The 14,379-nt window shown below is 66.5% G+C and carries 17 protein-coding genes; 7 read left to right on the top strand and 10 right to left on the bottom strand.

What is annotated here, in order from left to right:
* Nucleotides 1-2 precede the first annotated feature (2 nt).
* Nucleotides 3-1,784 carry an AfsR/SARP family transcriptional regulator gene (locus ACU6XJ_RS22575; protein ID WP_476315217.1) on the bottom strand — a complete coding sequence of 594 codons (1,782 nt, stop codon included), beginning with the start codon at nt 1,782-1,784 and terminating at the stop codon, nt 3-5.
* A 308-nt stretch (nt 1,785-2,092) separates the two neighbouring features.
* Here ACU6XJ_RS22575 and ACU6XJ_RS22570 point away from each other — a divergent pair, with 308 nt between their 5' ends.
* A complete protein-coding gene (locus ACU6XJ_RS22570; protein ID WP_476315214.1) occupies nt 2,093-2,872 on the top strand; it encodes an SCO4651 family lipoprotein in 780 nt (259 codons plus the stop codon).
* 289 nt (nt 2,873-3,161) lie between these two features.
* Nucleotides 3,162-4,433 carry a PucR family transcriptional regulator gene (locus ACU6XJ_RS22565; RefSeq protein WP_476315211.1) on the top strand — a complete coding sequence of 424 codons (1,272 nt, stop codon included), beginning with the start codon at nt 3,162-3,164 and terminating at the stop codon, nt 4,431-4,433.
* A gap of 166 nt (nt 4,434-4,599) precedes the next feature.
* Here ACU6XJ_RS22565 and ACU6XJ_RS22560 read toward each other — a convergent pair whose 3' ends face one another.
* A complete protein-coding gene (locus tag ACU6XJ_RS22560; RefSeq protein ID WP_476315208.1) occupies nt 4,600-4,965 on the bottom strand; it encodes a hypothetical protein in 366 nt (121 codons plus the stop codon).
* Nucleotides 4,966-5,071: 106 nt separating this feature from the next.
* On the opposite strand from ACU6XJ_RS22560, the gene ACU6XJ_RS22555 reads away from it, so the two are divergent.
* Together ACU6XJ_RS22555 and ACU6XJ_RS22550 are read left to right on the top strand one after the other, a co-directional pair.
* A complete protein-coding gene (locus ACU6XJ_RS22555) occupies nt 5,072-5,815 on the top strand; it encodes a DUF5919 domain-containing protein (RefSeq protein WP_476315205.1) in 744 nt (247 codons plus the stop codon).
* A gap of 8 nt (nt 5,816-5,823) precedes the next feature.
* Nucleotides 5,824-6,294, top strand: a complete 471-nt coding sequence (locus ACU6XJ_RS22550; RefSeq protein WP_476315202.1) for an NUDIX hydrolase — start codon at nt 5,824-5,826, stop codon at nt 6,292-6,294.
* 11 nt (nt 6,295-6,305) lie between these two features.
* Here the strand turns inward: ACU6XJ_RS22550 and ACU6XJ_RS22545 are convergent, their stop codons facing one another.
* The 3 genes from ACU6XJ_RS22545 to ACU6XJ_RS22535 are packed head-to-tail and all read right to left on the bottom strand — an operon-like array spanning nt 6,306 to nt 7,191.
* A complete protein-coding gene (locus ACU6XJ_RS22545) occupies nt 6,306-6,470 on the bottom strand; it encodes a hypothetical protein (protein WP_476315199.1) in 165 nt (54 codons plus the stop codon).
* Complete coding sequence (locus ACU6XJ_RS22540) at nt 6,467-6,712, bottom strand: helix-turn-helix domain-containing protein (RefSeq protein ID WP_476315196.1); 246 nt, start codon at nt 6,710-6,712, stop codon at nt 6,467-6,469. Before ACU6XJ_RS22540 ends, ACU6XJ_RS22545 begins: the two co-directional genes overlap by 4 nt.
* The gene (locus tag ACU6XJ_RS22535) at nt 6,712-7,191 is read right to left on the bottom strand and encodes a DUF2975 domain-containing protein (RefSeq protein ID WP_476315193.1); all 480 of its coding nucleotides are present in this window, start codon (nt 7,189-7,191) and stop codon (nt 6,712-6,714) included. The genes ACU6XJ_RS22540 and ACU6XJ_RS22535 overlap by 1 nt, the downstream gene beginning before the upstream one ends.
* 140 nt (nt 7,192-7,331) lie before the next feature.
* Here ACU6XJ_RS22535 and ACU6XJ_RS22530 point away from each other — a divergent pair, with 140 nt between their 5' ends.
* Nucleotides 7,332-7,829, top strand: coding sequence for an NUDIX domain-containing protein (locus tag ACU6XJ_RS22530; RefSeq protein WP_476315190.1), 498 nt, complete (start codon nt 7,332-7,334; stop codon nt 7,827-7,829).
* A gap of 114 nt (nt 7,830-7,943) precedes the next feature.
* On the opposite strand, the gene ACU6XJ_RS22525 is transcribed toward ACU6XJ_RS22530, so the two are convergent.
* The 4 genes from ACU6XJ_RS22525 to ACU6XJ_RS22510 form a co-directional block, all read right to left on the bottom strand.
* On the bottom strand, nt 7,944-8,120 hold the full coding sequence (locus tag ACU6XJ_RS22525; protein WP_476315188.1) for a hypothetical protein: 177 nt from the start codon (nt 8,118-8,120) through the stop codon (nt 7,944-7,946).
* Entirely contained in the window at nt 8,121-9,104 is a 984-nt protein-coding gene (locus ACU6XJ_RS22520) for an ABC transporter ATP-binding protein (RefSeq protein ID WP_476315185.1), read from the bottom strand.
* 457 nt (nt 9,105-9,561) lie between these two features.
* Entirely contained in the window at nt 9,562-10,800 is a 1,239-nt protein-coding gene (locus ACU6XJ_RS22515; RefSeq protein ID WP_476315182.1) for a lipase family protein, read from the bottom strand.
* Nucleotides 10,801-10,942: 142 nt separating this feature from the next.
* On the bottom strand, nt 10,943-11,671 hold the full coding sequence (locus ACU6XJ_RS22510; RefSeq protein WP_476315180.1) for a hypothetical protein: 729 nt from the start codon (nt 11,669-11,671) through the stop codon (nt 10,943-10,945).
* Nucleotides 11,672-12,120: 449 nt separating this feature from the next.
* Here ACU6XJ_RS22510 and ACU6XJ_RS22505 point away from each other — a divergent pair, with 449 nt between their 5' ends.
* The gene (locus ACU6XJ_RS22505) at nt 12,121-13,215 is read left to right on the top strand and encodes an abortive phage infection protein (RefSeq protein ID WP_476315177.1); all 1,095 of its coding nucleotides are present in this window, start codon (nt 12,121-12,123) and stop codon (nt 13,213-13,215) included.
* Here the strand turns inward: ACU6XJ_RS22505 and ACU6XJ_RS22500 are convergent.
* A complete protein-coding gene (locus ACU6XJ_RS22500; protein WP_476315174.1) occupies nt 13,212-13,940 on the bottom strand; it encodes a polysaccharide deacetylase family protein in 729 nt (242 codons plus the stop codon). The two genes, ACU6XJ_RS22505 and ACU6XJ_RS22500, sit on opposite strands and share 4 nt — an antisense overlap.
* Before the next feature lie 198 nt (nt 13,941-14,138).
* On the opposite strand from ACU6XJ_RS22500, the gene ACU6XJ_RS22495 reads away from it, so the two are divergent.
* Nucleotides 14,139-14,369, top strand: coding sequence for a hypothetical protein (locus ACU6XJ_RS22495; RefSeq protein WP_476315171.1), 231 nt, complete (start codon nt 14,139-14,141; stop codon nt 14,367-14,369).
* Nucleotides 14,370-14,379 lie beyond the last annotated feature (10 nt).

The raw sequence follows: 14,379 nt of genomic DNA, 5'->3' as shown, positions 1-14,379 counted from the left end.
GATCAGCAGGTGTGGACGGCGGCGGCCGCGAGGCGGATAAGCGGGGACATGCGGTAATACAGCTCCGGGGAGTTGGGCTCGGACGTGACGTCCAGTAGCTGGTGCTCGACCAGCAGCTCCAGCGACTCCTCCACCGTGCATTCCGGGAGCACGCAGACCGTGGCGGCGGAGGCAACCGTGACCGTGTCGGTCTGGCTGCCCGCCAGCCGCAGCAGCACGTCCAGTACCTCGTGGTCGAGGTGTTCCAGGCTCTTGCGGATGCTGTCGCGGAGGTCGAAGCGGCCGCTGGTGAGTTCGCGGAGGCGGTCGCCGAGCGGGCGGAGTTGCTCGACGGCGCGGGCGACCGTCCAGTGCGGGCGCATGGCGAGCCTGCCCGCGATGGCGCTCAGTGCCACCGGGAGGCCTTCGCACAGCCAGGAGAGCTCCAGCGCCGCCTCGGGTGCCTCCTCGATGCGGCGGCCGGCGATGGAGGCCATCACGCGGGCGGAGTCGTTGGCGGACAGCGGCTTGAGGCGGATCGGGAGGCCGCACAGCGGATCGGCGATGGCCCTGCGGGTGCCCGCGACGACCGCGGAGCCGGAGCCGGTGGGCAGCAGCGGGGTGAGCTGCTCCACGGAACTGACGTTGTCCAGCAGGACCAGCACCCGGTGCTTGGCCGTCCAGCTCCGGAACAGGTCCAGTCGCTGCGGGGCGCTGACCGGGAGGATGAACTCCGCGCCGTAGATGCCGCGCAAGAAGCCGCCAAGCGCGGCGCCGGTGTCGATTGCGGCCAGGTCGGCGTAGAACTGGCCGTCCGGGAAGTCCTCGCGGACGCGGTTGGCGATATGCGTGCAGAAGGCGGTGACACCGCTGCCGGGGGCGCCGGTCACGGTGACCACGGCGGGGCCCTGGCCGCCGGCGCGCAGCGACCTGGCCACCTCGATCGCCTCGGTCGCCCTGCCAACCAGCGGCTGCGGGGACGGGGGCAGCTGGGCGGGGCGCGGGACCAGCGAGATCGCTGTCCTGGCGTGGCCACCCGCGTCGGGCTGGCCGTCCAGCAGTTCGCTGTGCAGCCGCTGGAGCGCCTCGCCGGGCTCGACGCCGAGTTGTTCGATGAGGTTGGCGCGGAGCCTGCGGAACACTGTCAGCGCCTCGGAGCGGCGGCCGGTGTGCTGGAGGGCGCGCATGAGCTTCTCGTGCAGGCCCTCGTGCGCGGGGTGGGCGTCGATGAGGCCGCTGAGTTCGGCGATGAGCTCCTGGTGCCTGCCCAGCACGAGGTCGGCCTCGATGCGCTGTTCCAGCACGGTGGTGCGGTCCTCGGAGAGGCGGCGGATGTGCTCGCTGAGCATCGGGCCCGCGTCGACGTCGCAGAGTGCGGCGCCCCGCCAGATGTCCAGCGCGGAGCCCAGCGTGTCCGAGGCCTCCTCCCAGCGCCCGCCCCGCAGCGCGGAGCGGCCCTGGGCGGCCAGGTCGCTGAAACAGGCGGCGTCGAGCCGCTGCTCGGGCAGTTGCAGCACGTAGCCGACCTTGGGCTTGTGCAGCAGCGCTATGCGGCCGGGCTCGTCCGCCCCCACGGGGGCCAGCAGCCTGCGCACGTTGGAGACGTAGGCCTGCAGGCTGGCGTGCATTTTGTGCGGCGGCGTGTGCCCCCACAGTTCGGTGCACAGTGCGTCGGTTCTGACGATGGTGTTCCGGCTGAGCGCGAGCAGGGCCAGCAACTGGCGCAGTTTGGGTTGCGACGGGGTTGCGACGTCGCCGCCCCGGAACACCTCGAACTCGCCAAGCACCCGGACCTGAACAGCCACCTGCACCTCCACCACACCGGGATCGTTGCCCGGAGAAACGACAGACAGGCGACAGGGTGACGGTCGGGGCGGTAACGGCGGGGTAACTTGTCATCCAGATTATAAAAATCGGCGGTGACCCTTAGCGGACGATCCACCTCCACCTGTGAAAGCTTTTTCATGATTCACGGGCTTCGCGGAGTTGTCACAGCGCACACGCCGCCGTTAGGAGATTCGCGCATCCTCAGACAAATATGCGGCGGGGCATGTTATCGGGGTAACACCTGCGCAATAGTCACTCCAAACACCTGCACCTGCGAGGGAGAACAATGCGTAAGATCGGCTTGCTGGCCGCCGGAATCGCGGCTGTGGGGCTGCTTGTCGGATGTAGCAGCGGCTCCGGACCCGAACCGAAGACGTACGAGTCGGTCGACGAGCTGTTGACGAAGACTTCCGAGGCCGCGAAGCAGAAGCAGACCGCCGTCGTCGACGTGGAAATTCAGGGCACCGGAAGTGGGCCCTGCAAAATCCGGTTCGCCGAATCCGCCGCCTCCTGCGACCTGAAGCCCTCCGCCGAGGGCGCGGATCCGCTGGCCTACGTGATGACCGCCGACACGCTGTTCATCAAGGTGCCGCAGCCCCAGCAGCTGCAGGGCAAGCCGTGGATCAAGCTCAACGCGGGCGCCAACGACAACCCGCTCGGCCAAGCCATCGCCGATGTCGCGATCCGGCTCAAGAACTCCACCAGCCTGGCGACCACGGTGCCTCCGACCTCGAAGATCGAGGAGAAGACCGAGGAGACGGTCGACGGTGTGCAGGCGCTGAAGTACAAGATCACCGCCAACGTCAAGGAAGCCCTGGCCGCCGCCAAGGACCCCGCGCAGAAGCGTCAGCTTGAGCAACTGTCGAGCGCGGGCCTGGAGACCTACACGGTCACGGCCTGGGTCGACGGCAACGACCTGCCGATCAAGACCGCGGTCGACGCGCAGCTTCCCACCGGCGGTTCGGTGAAGATCGACGCCAAGTACCACGACTGGGGCCAGCCGGTGGAGATCACCACTCCCGCGGCGGACCAGCTGGGCGTGCTCCCGGTTATTCCCGGCAACTGATGCCCGTTTCCGGGCAAGCGGCTAATTCACCCGCTTGCCCGGAAGCCTGTCATTTCGATGCTAGATCCACTATAGTCGTTTATAACGTTCGCAACACAAGTGATATTGCCCCCCTTATACGACCTGGCCATTCAATCGTCTGTAAAATGTGCCGCCAGTCGACGTTTTGTCGGGCCTATTAAGAGGCCCGCTCCGCCGAGCCTTCCGCTTCAGCGTAGAAGCACTCTCTTTCCTCGGGGTTGCCGTCGACTGCGCCACGCCACAGCGACCCGATAGGCCAGTGAAGACGATGAATTCGCTCGAACCGGTTCGACGCGGCAAGTCCAACTCGACCGCCATGCTCCCGGCACGAGCGGAGGACACCCGACGGGCCGACCCGGCCAGCGACCTCTTCGCCAGGCTGCCCCGCGAGCTGGCCCCGCGATTCCGCGCATTCGCATCCGACCTGGCAGACGAGCTGCTGAGAGAAATCCAGCACAAGATTCCCGAGTACGCCCGCCCCGTGGAAGGCGCATTCGGCAAGGTCATCACCAATGGCGTGGAACAGGCCATTCAGCTGTTCATCGACCGCATGGTCGACCCTTCCATCCGCCACGACGACCGCGTGAAACTATTTCGCCTTTTGGGCCGCTGCGAAGTTCTGGAAGGCCGCAGCCTCGATACATTGCAGACCGCCTATCGCGTCGGCGCCCGCGTCGCCTGGCGCAAGATCTCCGAATACGGCCTCCGCGAGCGGCTGCCGATGCCCATCATGTGCCTGCTCGCCGAGGCGATCTTCGCCTACATCGACGAGCTGTCCTGGCTGTCACTCGAGGGCTACACCGAGGCCCAGGCCAGGGAGAGCGGCGCAACCCAACGCCGCCGCAAACGCCTGCTCGACCTGATCCTGGCCAATCCCCCGGCTTCCCCCATGATGATCGCCGACCTGGCCGCGGCGGCCCAGTGGCCACTGCCCGACCGCGTCACGCTGGTAGCCCTGGAGTACCGCAAGGACCAGCACCACCTGCCGCTGCCCGCGTTGGACGAGGACATCCTGGTGGACCTGGAGGGCGGCGAGCCCTGCGTCCTGCTCACAGATCCCGACAGCCAGCTCCCCCAGCTTGAGCGCGAACTGGCAGGCTGGCGCGGCGCCGCGGGCCCGCACGTCCCGCTCATCGAGGCCCGCCGCTCCCTGCGCTGCGCCCGCCGCACGATCGTCCTGATGCAACGCGGCATCATCGACAACACCGCGATCATCCGCGCCGACCGCCACCTCTCCACCCTGATGCTGTTGACGGACGAGTTCCTGGCCCGCGAACTGGTCCAACGCACCCTGGAACCCCTCTCGGCGCTGACCCCCAAACAACGCAACCGCATGCACGAAACCCTCTTCGCCTGGCTCGAAACCCGCGGCAGCGCCCCCGAGGTCGCCGCCCACCTCGACGTCCACCCCCAGACCGTCCGCTACCGGCTCCGCCAACTGGAAGAACTCTTCGGCGACCGCCTCCAGGACACGGATTGGCTCTTCGACGCCACCATGGCACTGAAAGCTCTCCGCCTCCTGGAGCCCATCGCCAACTAACCCCAACACCGCGGACACCGCATAGGCCGCGTGTCCGCGGTGCCGATGGCGACCGCCCCACAGGCGGCGAACCACAGGTTCAGGCCACGAAACCTGATGCCGTAACTGCCCGCGGGGAGCCGGTGCAGGAGATTCCGGAATACCCCGGCGCCAACCCCCTCCCGGTTCAGGGTGTCCACAGCACGGGGGCGCTGCCGATGATCAGGCGAGGCGCGGTCCGGCTGCCCGGCGCGGGCAACACAAGGAGTTCGGCGATGACGTCGGCAAGCCCGCCGCAGCGCTCCCACACGATTCCCGGCGGCTCTCCCCCATCGCACCGAATCGCCAGCACGTCGTCGGCCGACCGAATGCGAATCCCATCCACCCAGCCGTCCGGCCACGGCTTGAACCCATTGACTTCGACCACCGACCCGCTTTCATCAGCGACCGGCGCAAGAAATACCCAGCCGGCCTTCCGAAGCTCAACCAACCGCTCCAACTGCGGAAACGCGTCAATCGCCAACCGATCAGCATCATCCTGCGAAATACCCATACTGCCCAGATCGGCTGAAAAGAGGGACGGGGGCACCACGCAGCGGGACATCTAGAGACGTCTTCGCTAAGATCAAGACGTCCCTCAAGAGCCGTAGGTCATCGAGATGCCGAACGAGCGACTGCGAGAAGCGCTGTTGCGCAACGGTTTGACATACGACGGGGTAGCACGGACCGTCGATGTCGATCCCAAATCTGTCGAGCGATGGGTAACGCAGGGGCGCATTCCCTACCGCAAGCATCGCCGCGCCATCGCGATGATGGTCAAAGAGTCAGAGAACTACCTCTGGCCAGACGCGCACGGACCGCACGACAAGGCACAAATCAGCAGCTCAGAGCTGGTGAAGCTTTACCCACACCGCAACGACACACCGGTGGCCCTTTGGGACAGGCTCATCGGCTCGGCAACTCACCAGATCGAGATACTCACTCACGCCGCGCAGTTTCTGATCGAACGGCCGACCTACATCAGAACCCTCGCGCAGAAGGCCACCGCCGGAACCCGAATCCGAATCGCTTTCGGAGATCCCATGAGCCGCGAAGTCGCCAAACGAAGCGAGGAAGAACAACTAGGCAAAGGGACCCTGGCAGGACGAATCCGTTACACCCTCAGCCAGTACCGCGCCCTTGACGGACATGCCGGCATCCAGATGCGGTTCCACAGGACAACGCTCTACAACTCGATCTTCCGCTTTGATGACGAGATGGTTGTCAACACCCACGTCTACGGCATTCCAGGGCCTCATGCTCCTGCTCTACATATCCGCAGGTTGTCCGCAGGGGACCTCTTCGAGACCTATGCGGAGAGCTTCGAGACCGTCTGGCATGCATCCAAACCAGCGATCTTCTAGGGGGCATCATGGCCCGTGTCGACTACTTCCACGATCCGAACGCACCCAAGCCCAACAGCATCGCCGTCGCCGTCACCGCGTTCGTTCTGGACGAGCAGGACAGACTGCTAATGATTCGGCGGACCGATAACAAGCTGCACTCGATACCGGGCGGGCAGCTCGAGCTTGGAGAAACGCTGAGCCACACCGTCGTGCGGGAGGTGCGAGAAGAAGCGGGTATCGACGTGGAGGTGACCGGGCTGATCGGCGTGTACTCCGACCCCAACCACGTCGTGGCCTACAGCGATGGCGAAGTACGGCAGCAGTTCTCGATCTGCTTTCGGGCTCGGCCGGTTGGCGGTGAGCTTCGGGGCAGTTCCGAGTCGACCGAGGTTCAGTGGGTCGCCCGCGAGGATCTGGCGAGGCTGAACATCCATCCTTCGATACAGCTGCGGATCGAGCACGGGTATTCCGAGCGGAGCGAGCCGTACTTCACCTAGTCGCGGCACCTCTAGCTGGTGCGGCGGGCGGTTCTCACGCCGTAGACGACCGCGCCGACGACGATGGCGGCGCCGAGGAGTTGGGCGCCTGGTGAGTCGTCGTACCCGCCGTACACGAATATCGCGACGCCGAGGGCGATGGCGAGAACGGCGGCGAAGGCTGGGAGGTATTTCATGAGGTCTGCCCTCCGGGCGAATCGGTCGGTGCGGAAGGGTCATCGACCCATTCAAGGAGGTCGCCGGGCTGGCAGTCGAGCACCCGGCACATGGCTTCGAGGGTGCTGAAGCGGACTGCTTTGGCCCGGCCGTTTTTCAGGACTGCCACGTTCGCCGGGGTGAGGCCGACGCGTTCGGCGAATTCGCCCACGCTCATTTTGCGTTTGGCCAGTTCGACGTCGATGCGGACCACGATGGGCATCAGATCACCGCTTGCATGTCGGTGCGCAGGGTCGTCGCCTGCCGGAGCAGTGCGCGCATGACCACCATCAGCAGGCCCAGCACGGTGACGGCGATCAGCATCAGGAGCAGCAGCATCGGCATGCCGGGGTCGTCGGCGTTGAAGCCGACCCAGAGGAACACGCCGAGCAGGACCAGCCAGCCCGCGGCGATCGCCCAGACGATCGCGTTCACCCAGATCATGGAGGCCTCGCTGAAGATGCGGTCCTTCTTGACCAGGGTGAGCAGTTTCCAGGTCGAGACGACCACTACTTGGACGCACAGCACCAGGAATACGGCGATGGCGGTCAAGGGCCACCTGAGGTGGGCGTCGTTCGGGGACTCCTTGGCCATGTGTGCGAACTGGCCCGGCAGGGACAGGGTCTGAAACACGACCAGGATCCCGAACAACAGCACGAGGAAGACTCTGAGCGGCGCCACCGCTCGATGTTCAGCCAACATAGATCGACTATCGCTCGCATGCTATCGAATGTCAATAGATCAGCTTGGAGTGGTAGGTAACGGTTCGGGGTATGCCGATGGGCATTCGGACGATCACAGGGGGGTGGTTTTGGGCTGGGTGGGGGATAGCGTTCGGGGGCATGAAGATCTTGCCGTTTGAGGAGTACGCGGCCTCCCTGAATCGGAAGCGGACCTCGGGCGGGGTGGTGTTTCGGGACGAGCGGGGCCGGGTGCTCCTGGTCGAGACGACCTACAAGCAGCCTGCCTGGGAGTTGCCCGGTGGGGCCGCCGATGACGACGAGGCGCCGTGGGCGGCGGCCGCGCGGGAGGTGCGCGAGGAGTTGGGGATTTCGCCGCCGCCGTTGGGGGCACTGCTGGTGGTGGACTACATCCCGGCCGAGGATGTGATGGCCGAGGCGCTGGCGTTCGTGTTCGACGGCGGGGTCATCGGCGACAGCACCTACCGGGCGATCAAGCCGTGTGAGACCGAGATCCGGTCGTTGGGGATGTTCACGCCCGCGGAGGCGCGCGGGCTGGTGAAGCCGCGGCTGGGACGGCGGATCGAGGCGGCCTTGCGGGCCGTCCGCGACGGCCGACCGGTGTTGTGTGAACTGGGGCGTCCGATCGCCGGGTACTGACAGATCGACCCCGCACAGGGTCGCCCATCAGGCGAACCTCGCGCGCGTGCTGGGTATGGCCGCTGGTCGCCCGCACCCGATAGCTCTGGCTGCGCGGGGCGGGCGGTGAGCGGGTCAGAGGATCGTGAGGACGACCGCCCAGATCAGCGCGGCGATCAGGGCCGCGGCCACGCAGATCCGGACGCCCCGCGTGGTCGTGTCCGCGCGGTCGCGGGCGACCCGGTCGAGTACACGCTCGAACTCGTCCGGGCCGATCCGCTCCTGATCGTTGAGACCCAGCGGGGGCAGCATTTACCTGCCCGCTCCCGCGGTGCTGCCCGCGAAGCTGTCCAGGATGGCCTGCTGCGCCGCGGGGGGCAGCGTGTGCAGACCGCTGAGGACGCGGTCACGGCGGCGGCGCTCGGCCCAGCGGACCGGCAGGCCGGGGGTGGGGGTCAGCTGCTGCATGATCGCCGGGAGGCCGACCCGCCTGCTGTCCAGGGTGGCCATCTCGGCTGCGACCAGGGCGGCGTCCTTCTCCTCGCTCATGCCGATCGGGCCTTCGCAGCGGCCGTTGAGGAACTGCTCCACGACCGGCTCGGTGGAGGTCAGCAGGACCTCGCGGGGTCCGAACATGACCAGTTCCCTGCGGAACAGCATGCCGATGTTGTCCGGCACCGTTCGGGCGGTGCCGATGTCGTGGGTGACGATGAGGAACGTCGCGTCGATCTGGGCGTTGAGGTCCACGATCAGCTGGTTGAGCAGCGCCGTGCGGACCGGGTCCAGACCTGAGTCGGGCTCGTCGAAGAGGATGATCTCCGGGTCCAGCACCAGCGCGCGGGCCAGACCGGCTCGCTTGCGCATGCCGCCGGAGATCTCACCGGGGAGCTTGCGCTCCGCGCCGATGAGGCCGACCATCTCCATCTTCTCCATGACGATGCGCCGGATCTCCGCCTCGCCCTTCTTCGTGTGCTCGCGCAGGGGGAAGGCGATGTTGTCGAACAGGTCCATCGAGCCGAACAGGGCGCCGTCCTGGAACAGCACGCCGAACAGCTTGCGGATCTCGTAGAGCTTGCGCTCCGAACAACGGAGGATGTCGGTGCCGTCGATGACGACCCGGCCCTCCTCCGGCTTGATCAGGCCGATCAGCGACTTCAGGAACACCGACTTGCCGGTGCCCGACGGTCCCAGCAGGACGCTGATCTCGCCTGGCGGCAATGTCAGCGACACATCGCGCCAGATGTTCTGCCGCCCGAAAGTCTTGGACAGCCCCTCGACGACTACCTCGACGCCCACCGCACCTCCCGGAGCGACCTATTGCCGCGGTGTCGCGAGAGAGGCGGAGAGGACGGCGGAGGCCGAGTTGGAGCGGCTCACCGCCGCCGTCCTCTTTATACGGACGAGACCCGGTGGCGGTACCAGGCAAGGCCTTCCGAATGCCGGGCCGCTAGGCCCGGTGCCGGAGATACCTCCACAGATGCCTGGTTTGAGCCGAGGTCCACGTCCGGGCTCCTTTGTCCGCATCCTGTTCGGTCCGACGATCACTTTAGACCTCAACAGAACCGACTCGCGAATTCGCGGAAATACGTTCAGATTCAATTACCTGGACAAAACGTTACTTACGTGTGACGGGTCACGCAACCGGCTGGTTCTCGAAAGTGTTGTCACCCAAAAAGACTGCTGTTTTCTTATCACCGGGGTTATGAGCGGGAGCACCGTTTTTGCTTCGGAGCTCCCGCTCATCACCCCCCTGCTAGGCCGAGCAGTTGTTGGACGGCTGGGCGCCTGCGACGCGGTCCTTGATGAACTGGAGCGCATCGGCGTTGCCCTGGTAGACACCGGTGATGTGGTTGGTGTCGTAGGTCTTCCAGGTCAGGTTCACGCCCGCCTTGCAGTAGGTGGTGCGCAGGGTGGACGCCTGGTTGAAGTCCACGATGTCGTCCTTGGACGCGTGGTACTGGAAGACCGGCACCTTGATGGGCATGGTGCCGACCTGGTTCTCGTTGACCCGGTCCAGCCAGGCCTTCGTGGCCAGCGGGTTGGTCTTGAAGTACTCGGAGAGCTTCTTGCCCTTGTAGTTCACGATCAGTTCGACCGTGCAGACCTCGCGGGCCATCCTGGCGAACTGCTCGGTGCCCGCCTCGTTGAGGTAGGTCTCCAGCTTGAGCTCGGGGTATGCGTTGCTCAGACCCAACAACGCGTACGCCAGGAAGCCGAACCCGAACTGTCCGTCCAACTTCAGCGCCACCGAGGCCAAGTTGCCGGGCACGCCACCCGCCACCACGCCCACCAGGTTCAACTCGGGGGCGTACTCGGGCTGAAGCTGACCGGCCCAGGCCGCGGCGCCGCCGCCCTGGGAGTAGCCGCGGAAGAGCACCTTGGCCTTGGGGTCCAGCTTCGTCTCGGGCAGCTTGGTCGCGGCACGGACCACGTCGATCACCGCGTGGCCCTCGGAGCGGCCGGTGACGTAGGTGGTCTTCGGGTCCTGCTTGTAGCCCTCGTAGTCGGTCATGGCGACGGCGTAGCCCGAGTTGACCAGGTCGCTGATGGCGGGCTGCTCGTAGTGCGCGCCGACGCTGAACATCTTCGACGGCGCGCAGCGGAACGCCGGGCCGTGGGTGCCTGCCGCGAAGCTGACGATCGGCACCGTCGCCGGGTCCTTGCCCTTGGGCACCAGGATGGTTCCGGTGACGGCGTTGGGCTGGTTCAGGGCGTCCTTGGAGAGGTACATGACCTCCCAGGCGGTCGCCTTCTGCCGCTGGTAGGGGTCGCCGATCCGGCTCGGGCGCCAGCGGATGACATCACCGGGCGCACCGCCGGGCAGCGGCGAGGGCGGGGTGTAGAAGGAATCGTCATTCGGACCGGGCTCGACGGCGGCTTGCGCTTCCGTGTTTGGCGCCGAATATGCCGTTGCGCCCACCACGGAAACCGCCGCGGTGAGCACCGCGACAACGGGTACGAGGATACGGAAACGTTTGAGTCCAGTCAGCACGCGCACACCGTAAGCAGACGGCGGCCGGCTCACCCAGAAGCGTTTATAAACGTCAACGAGTCTTGTCAGCAATCACCAGAAATTGCCGCGAAGCCGGTTCACCCGGGTGAGTCCCGCGTTACACGTGTCCGTAACGCACCGATCAGCAGAGCAGCACGCAGGGCGGCTTGGTCTTCGTGGTCGGCGGCGGCTGCGTCTGGGTCGGCCGTGGGGTCTGCGGCGGGGGCGGCGGGGCCTGCGTCTTCGTCGCCGAGCGGGGGGCCGAGGAGGACGTCGGCGGATGGTGGGCCGCGCTGTGCGAGGTGGTGGTCGGCTCCGCGGTGGTGGTCTCGGTCGGCGTCAGCGACATCTGCTCGGTGGTGGTCGGCGTCGTCGTTGGGTGGGAGGACTCGGTGCCGCTGAAGCCCAGCGGCTCCGGGGTGACCGGCTTGCGCTCGGTGTCGGTGGTGAGCGCATAGCCGACCGGGATGCCCACGACCACCAGCGCGGCCACCGCGCTGACCTTGGCCAACGTGCGCTTCTTGCGCCGCGGCGGCGGGGCGGCGACCACGGCGATCTCGTCGTCGTCCTCATCCTCGTCCGCCTCGCGCTCGTCCTCGTCGAGGTCGGCGTCGATCACCTCGTCGGTGTCGCCGACGGGCTCCGGCACGAACATCGGCTCCGGCTCGAACCAGGGCTGCGGAAGCTCCTGCTCGTAGTCCTGCTCCTGATCGGCGGCCGCCGCGTATCGCAGGTGCTGGGCGAGCACCGCGAGCTCAAGCTGGTCAGTCGGCGCGTAGAACGGCACCGTCGGAGACTCGTCGGCGGCGTAGACCTCGTACTCGGGCCGCACGTCGGGCAGCTGCCCGTGCATCGCCAGAAGGTCGTGCACGGAGATCCCGGCGGAGTGCCGACCGCGTTCGCCCCCTTGACTATGCACTCATCGCCTCCCACAGCATGGCCCGGGTTTTGTCAACCGACACTCTGTCAGAACGCGGCTGCGCGTGGTTGTAAAACTCCGGTTTCCTCGCACACACAGTGTCCGCTCGTCGTCGAGTAGACGCTCCAACGTCGCATCTAGGCCGGCGGAACACCACTTCGGCGTAGCGCGATAGCCCACCAGAGCCAGTGTTTTAGCATCCCGCTACGGGTTCCCCGAGGGCGGGTACAACCGGATCTGCGCCCTCCTGACAGGCGAGCGTTTCCCACGGCCGCTACTTTCGTCGAGCCGCGCGCCTTCCGGAGCTACTTTGGTCACCCTGGGCCAGGCCCTTCGATCGATGCCTCCGCTCCCCTATCTCGGCAGGCTGGCAGCGACACAGCTGTCCGTGTGGGGAGATCATGAGTTTCAGCCGAGCCACGTTCCTGAAGGGCGCCGCGGCTGCCGGGGTGCTGGCCGGGGTGTCAGCAAGTCCGGCCGCGGCCGGGAACCGGCGACGGCATCGGGGGATCTGCTACAACACCGGCACCTACATCGCGCCGGGTGAGAACACCCGGCCGGTCTGGAGCAACACCCTGATGCGCAAGGAGATCCGGGCGGTCAGCGACGGGCTGCGCTGCAACTCGATCAGCATCTACGGCATGGAGTTGGACCGGCTCAAGGCCACCGCCGACGAGGCGTTGGAGCGGGGGCTGCATGTGTGGCTTCAGCCGCGGCTGACCGATTACTCGCAGCAGGACATCCTCGACCACGAGGCGGAGGCCGCCCGATACGCGGAGAACGCGCGACGCAACGGGGCGCGGATCGACTTCAACATCGGCTGCGAGTTCCTCATGTTCACGCCAGGGATCGTGCCCGGCGACCACTGGTACGAGCGGTTCAAGAACCTGATGGAGGGCAAGGTCGACATGCCCGCGGCCATGCGGAGGTTTCAGGAGTACCTGCCCAAGGCCGTCAAGGTGGGCCGGGCCAACTTCCGCGGCAGGCTGGCCTACGGTGCCTCGCACGCCGAACCGGTGGACTGGAACCTGCTGGACTTCGTGAGCCCCGACTACTACTCCTACCACAAGGAGGACTCGGGATACCTGCGTGAGCTGGCCGAGTTCCGCAAGTGGGGGAAGCCGATCGTGATCTGCGAGTTCGGCTCCTGCACCTTCGAGGGCGCTCCGGAGAAGGGCGGGTTGGGCTTCACCGTCGTCGACTGGGAGGCGACGCCGCCGGTGGTCGTCGGCGACTGGGTGCGCAGCGAGCGGACGCAGGCCGAGCACGTCACCCGCATGCTGGGCATCTTCGACCGGGCGGGCGTCTACGCGGCCAACGTCTTCGAGTTCATCAGCGTGGACAGCCCGCATTCGACGGAGTGGGAGTACGACTACGACCTGGCGAGCTTCGCCGCGGTGAAGACGATCCGCCAGGAGCACCAAGACCCGCTGTCGCCGTACCGGTGGGAGCCCAAGGAGGTGTTCGGCGCCATCGCGGCGTACAACCGGCGCTAGCGGAGCAGTTCGGAGACCGTTACGAAGCGGTAGCCGCGCTCGCGCAGCCGGTCGATCATCGGGCCGATCGCCTCGCGGGTCTGCTCGCGGCCCCGGTACATGGGGTGCAGCAGGATGATCGAGCCGGGCCGCACGGTGTCGACGGTGTGCGCGACGATCTTCGCGGCGTCGGAGTCGACGTCGGGGTGGGTGTTGGGCTCGACATCCCACATGACGGTCTTGCGCTGGTGTTGGTCGAGGTAGCGGGGCAGGGCGATCAGCTTCTTGCCGTTGGGCGGGCGGAAGGTGATCTCGCCGCGGTAGCCGGTGGCGCGGATCAGGGCGTCGGTCCGCTCCACCTCCTCGGCGGCGAATCTCGGCGTCACGAACATCATGCGCTGGTGGGAGTAGGTGTGGTTGCCCAGCTCGTGACCGGCCTCGGCGAGCGCCCGGCCCAGTTCAGGGTGCTTCGTGAGCTCCTCGCCGATGACGTAGAAGGTCGCGCGGACGTCTTTGGCGCGCAGGGTGTCGAGCACGGCGGCGGTTCCATCCGGGTCGGGGCCGTCGTCGAAGGTCAGCGCCACGACCTTCTCGGCGGTGTCCACCCGCGCGGTCAAGCCGCCGTAGAACTGGAAGGTGCGTGAACTCGCCAGCGTCAACAGGCCGTATCCGGCGAGCGGCAGGGCGAGGACGACGATCACGGCGGCGATCAGCCACCTGCGGGTGCGCCGGGAGAGACGTGGCATGCGCACAGTCTCTCCCGGCGTTCACCTCAGCCGGTCATCAGCACGGCTCGTTGCCCGGCGGCACCGCACGTCAACGCATTGGTGGAGGTACTGGAATATCGGCCTCGCCAAAGTTGAGCGCTGAGGCGTTGCATGGCCTCCCCTGGGGTGGGTAGCCGAGGAGAGGACTGCGACAGAGGTGAAGGAGGCACAACGTCGATGACTGCGTCGACTGAGGCCGGTCACGTCACCGGCACGAAGGACAAGAACTACAACATCATCTGGTTCGTCGAAGCCTGTCTGAGCAACGCGCTGCGCCTGGAGACCTACATCCAGGACGCCGAGCGCGATGGCGACGCCGAGTTGGCGGACTTCTTCCGCAAGGCCCAGGCCGAGAGCCGCAAGGGCGCCGAGCAGGGCAAGGGCCTTCTCCGCGCACGGCTCCAGTAGGCCGTCACCG

The organism is Actinorectispora metalli (assembly GCF_056323685.1).
The sequence above is the reverse complement of the archived record's forward strand: the minus strand, read 5'-3'. Positions and strand labels throughout refer to the sequence as shown.

Excerpts from the sequence above, each read along its gene's own strand:
- ACU6XJ_RS22570 (WP_476315214.1), top strand. The coding sequence starts at position 2,093 with ATGCGTAAGATCGGCTTGCTGGCCGCCGGAATCGCGGCTGTGGGGCTG.
- ACU6XJ_RS22565 (WP_476315211.1), top strand. The coding sequence starts at position 3,162 with ATGAATTCGCTCGAACCGGTTCGACGCGGCAAGTCCAACTCGACCGCC.
- ACU6XJ_RS22560 (WP_476315208.1), bottom strand. The coding sequence starts at position 4,965 with ATGGGTATTTCGCAGGATGATGCTGATCGGTTGGCGATTGACGCGTTT.
- ACU6XJ_RS22555 (WP_476315205.1), top strand. The coding sequence starts at position 5,072 with ATGCCGAACGAGCGACTGCGAGAAGCGCTGTTGCGCAACGGTTTGACA.
- ACU6XJ_RS22550 (WP_476315202.1), top strand. The coding sequence starts at position 5,824 with ATGGCCCGTGTCGACTACTTCCACGATCCGAACGCACCCAAGCCCAAC.
- ACU6XJ_RS22545 (WP_476315199.1), bottom strand. The coding sequence starts at position 6,470 with ATGAAATACCTCCCAGCCTTCGCCGCCGTTCTCGCCATCGCCCTCGGC.
- ACU6XJ_RS22540 (WP_476315196.1), bottom strand. The coding sequence starts at position 6,712 with ATGCCCATCGTGGTCCGCATCGACGTCGAACTGGCCAAACGCAAAATG.
- ACU6XJ_RS22535 (WP_476315193.1), bottom strand. The coding sequence starts at position 7,191 with ATGTTGGCTGAACATCGAGCGGTGGCGCCGCTCAGAGTCTTCCTCGTG.
- ACU6XJ_RS22530 (WP_476315190.1), top strand. The coding sequence starts at position 7,332 with ATGAAGATCTTGCCGTTTGAGGAGTACGCGGCCTCCCTGAATCGGAAG.
- ACU6XJ_RS22525 (WP_476315188.1), bottom strand. The coding sequence starts at position 8,120 with ATGCTGCCCCCGCTGGGTCTCAACGATCAGGAGCGGATCGGCCCGGAC.
- ACU6XJ_RS22505 (WP_476315177.1), top strand. The coding sequence starts at position 12,121 with ATGAGTTTCAGCCGAGCCACGTTCCTGAAGGGCGCCGCGGCTGCCGGG.
- ACU6XJ_RS22500 (WP_476315174.1), bottom strand. The coding sequence starts at position 13,940 with ATGCCACGTCTCTCCCGGCGCACCCGCAGGTGGCTGATCGCCGCCGTG.
- ACU6XJ_RS22495 (WP_476315171.1), top strand. The coding sequence starts at position 14,139 with ATGACTGCGTCGACTGAGGCCGGTCACGTCACCGGCACGAAGGACAAG.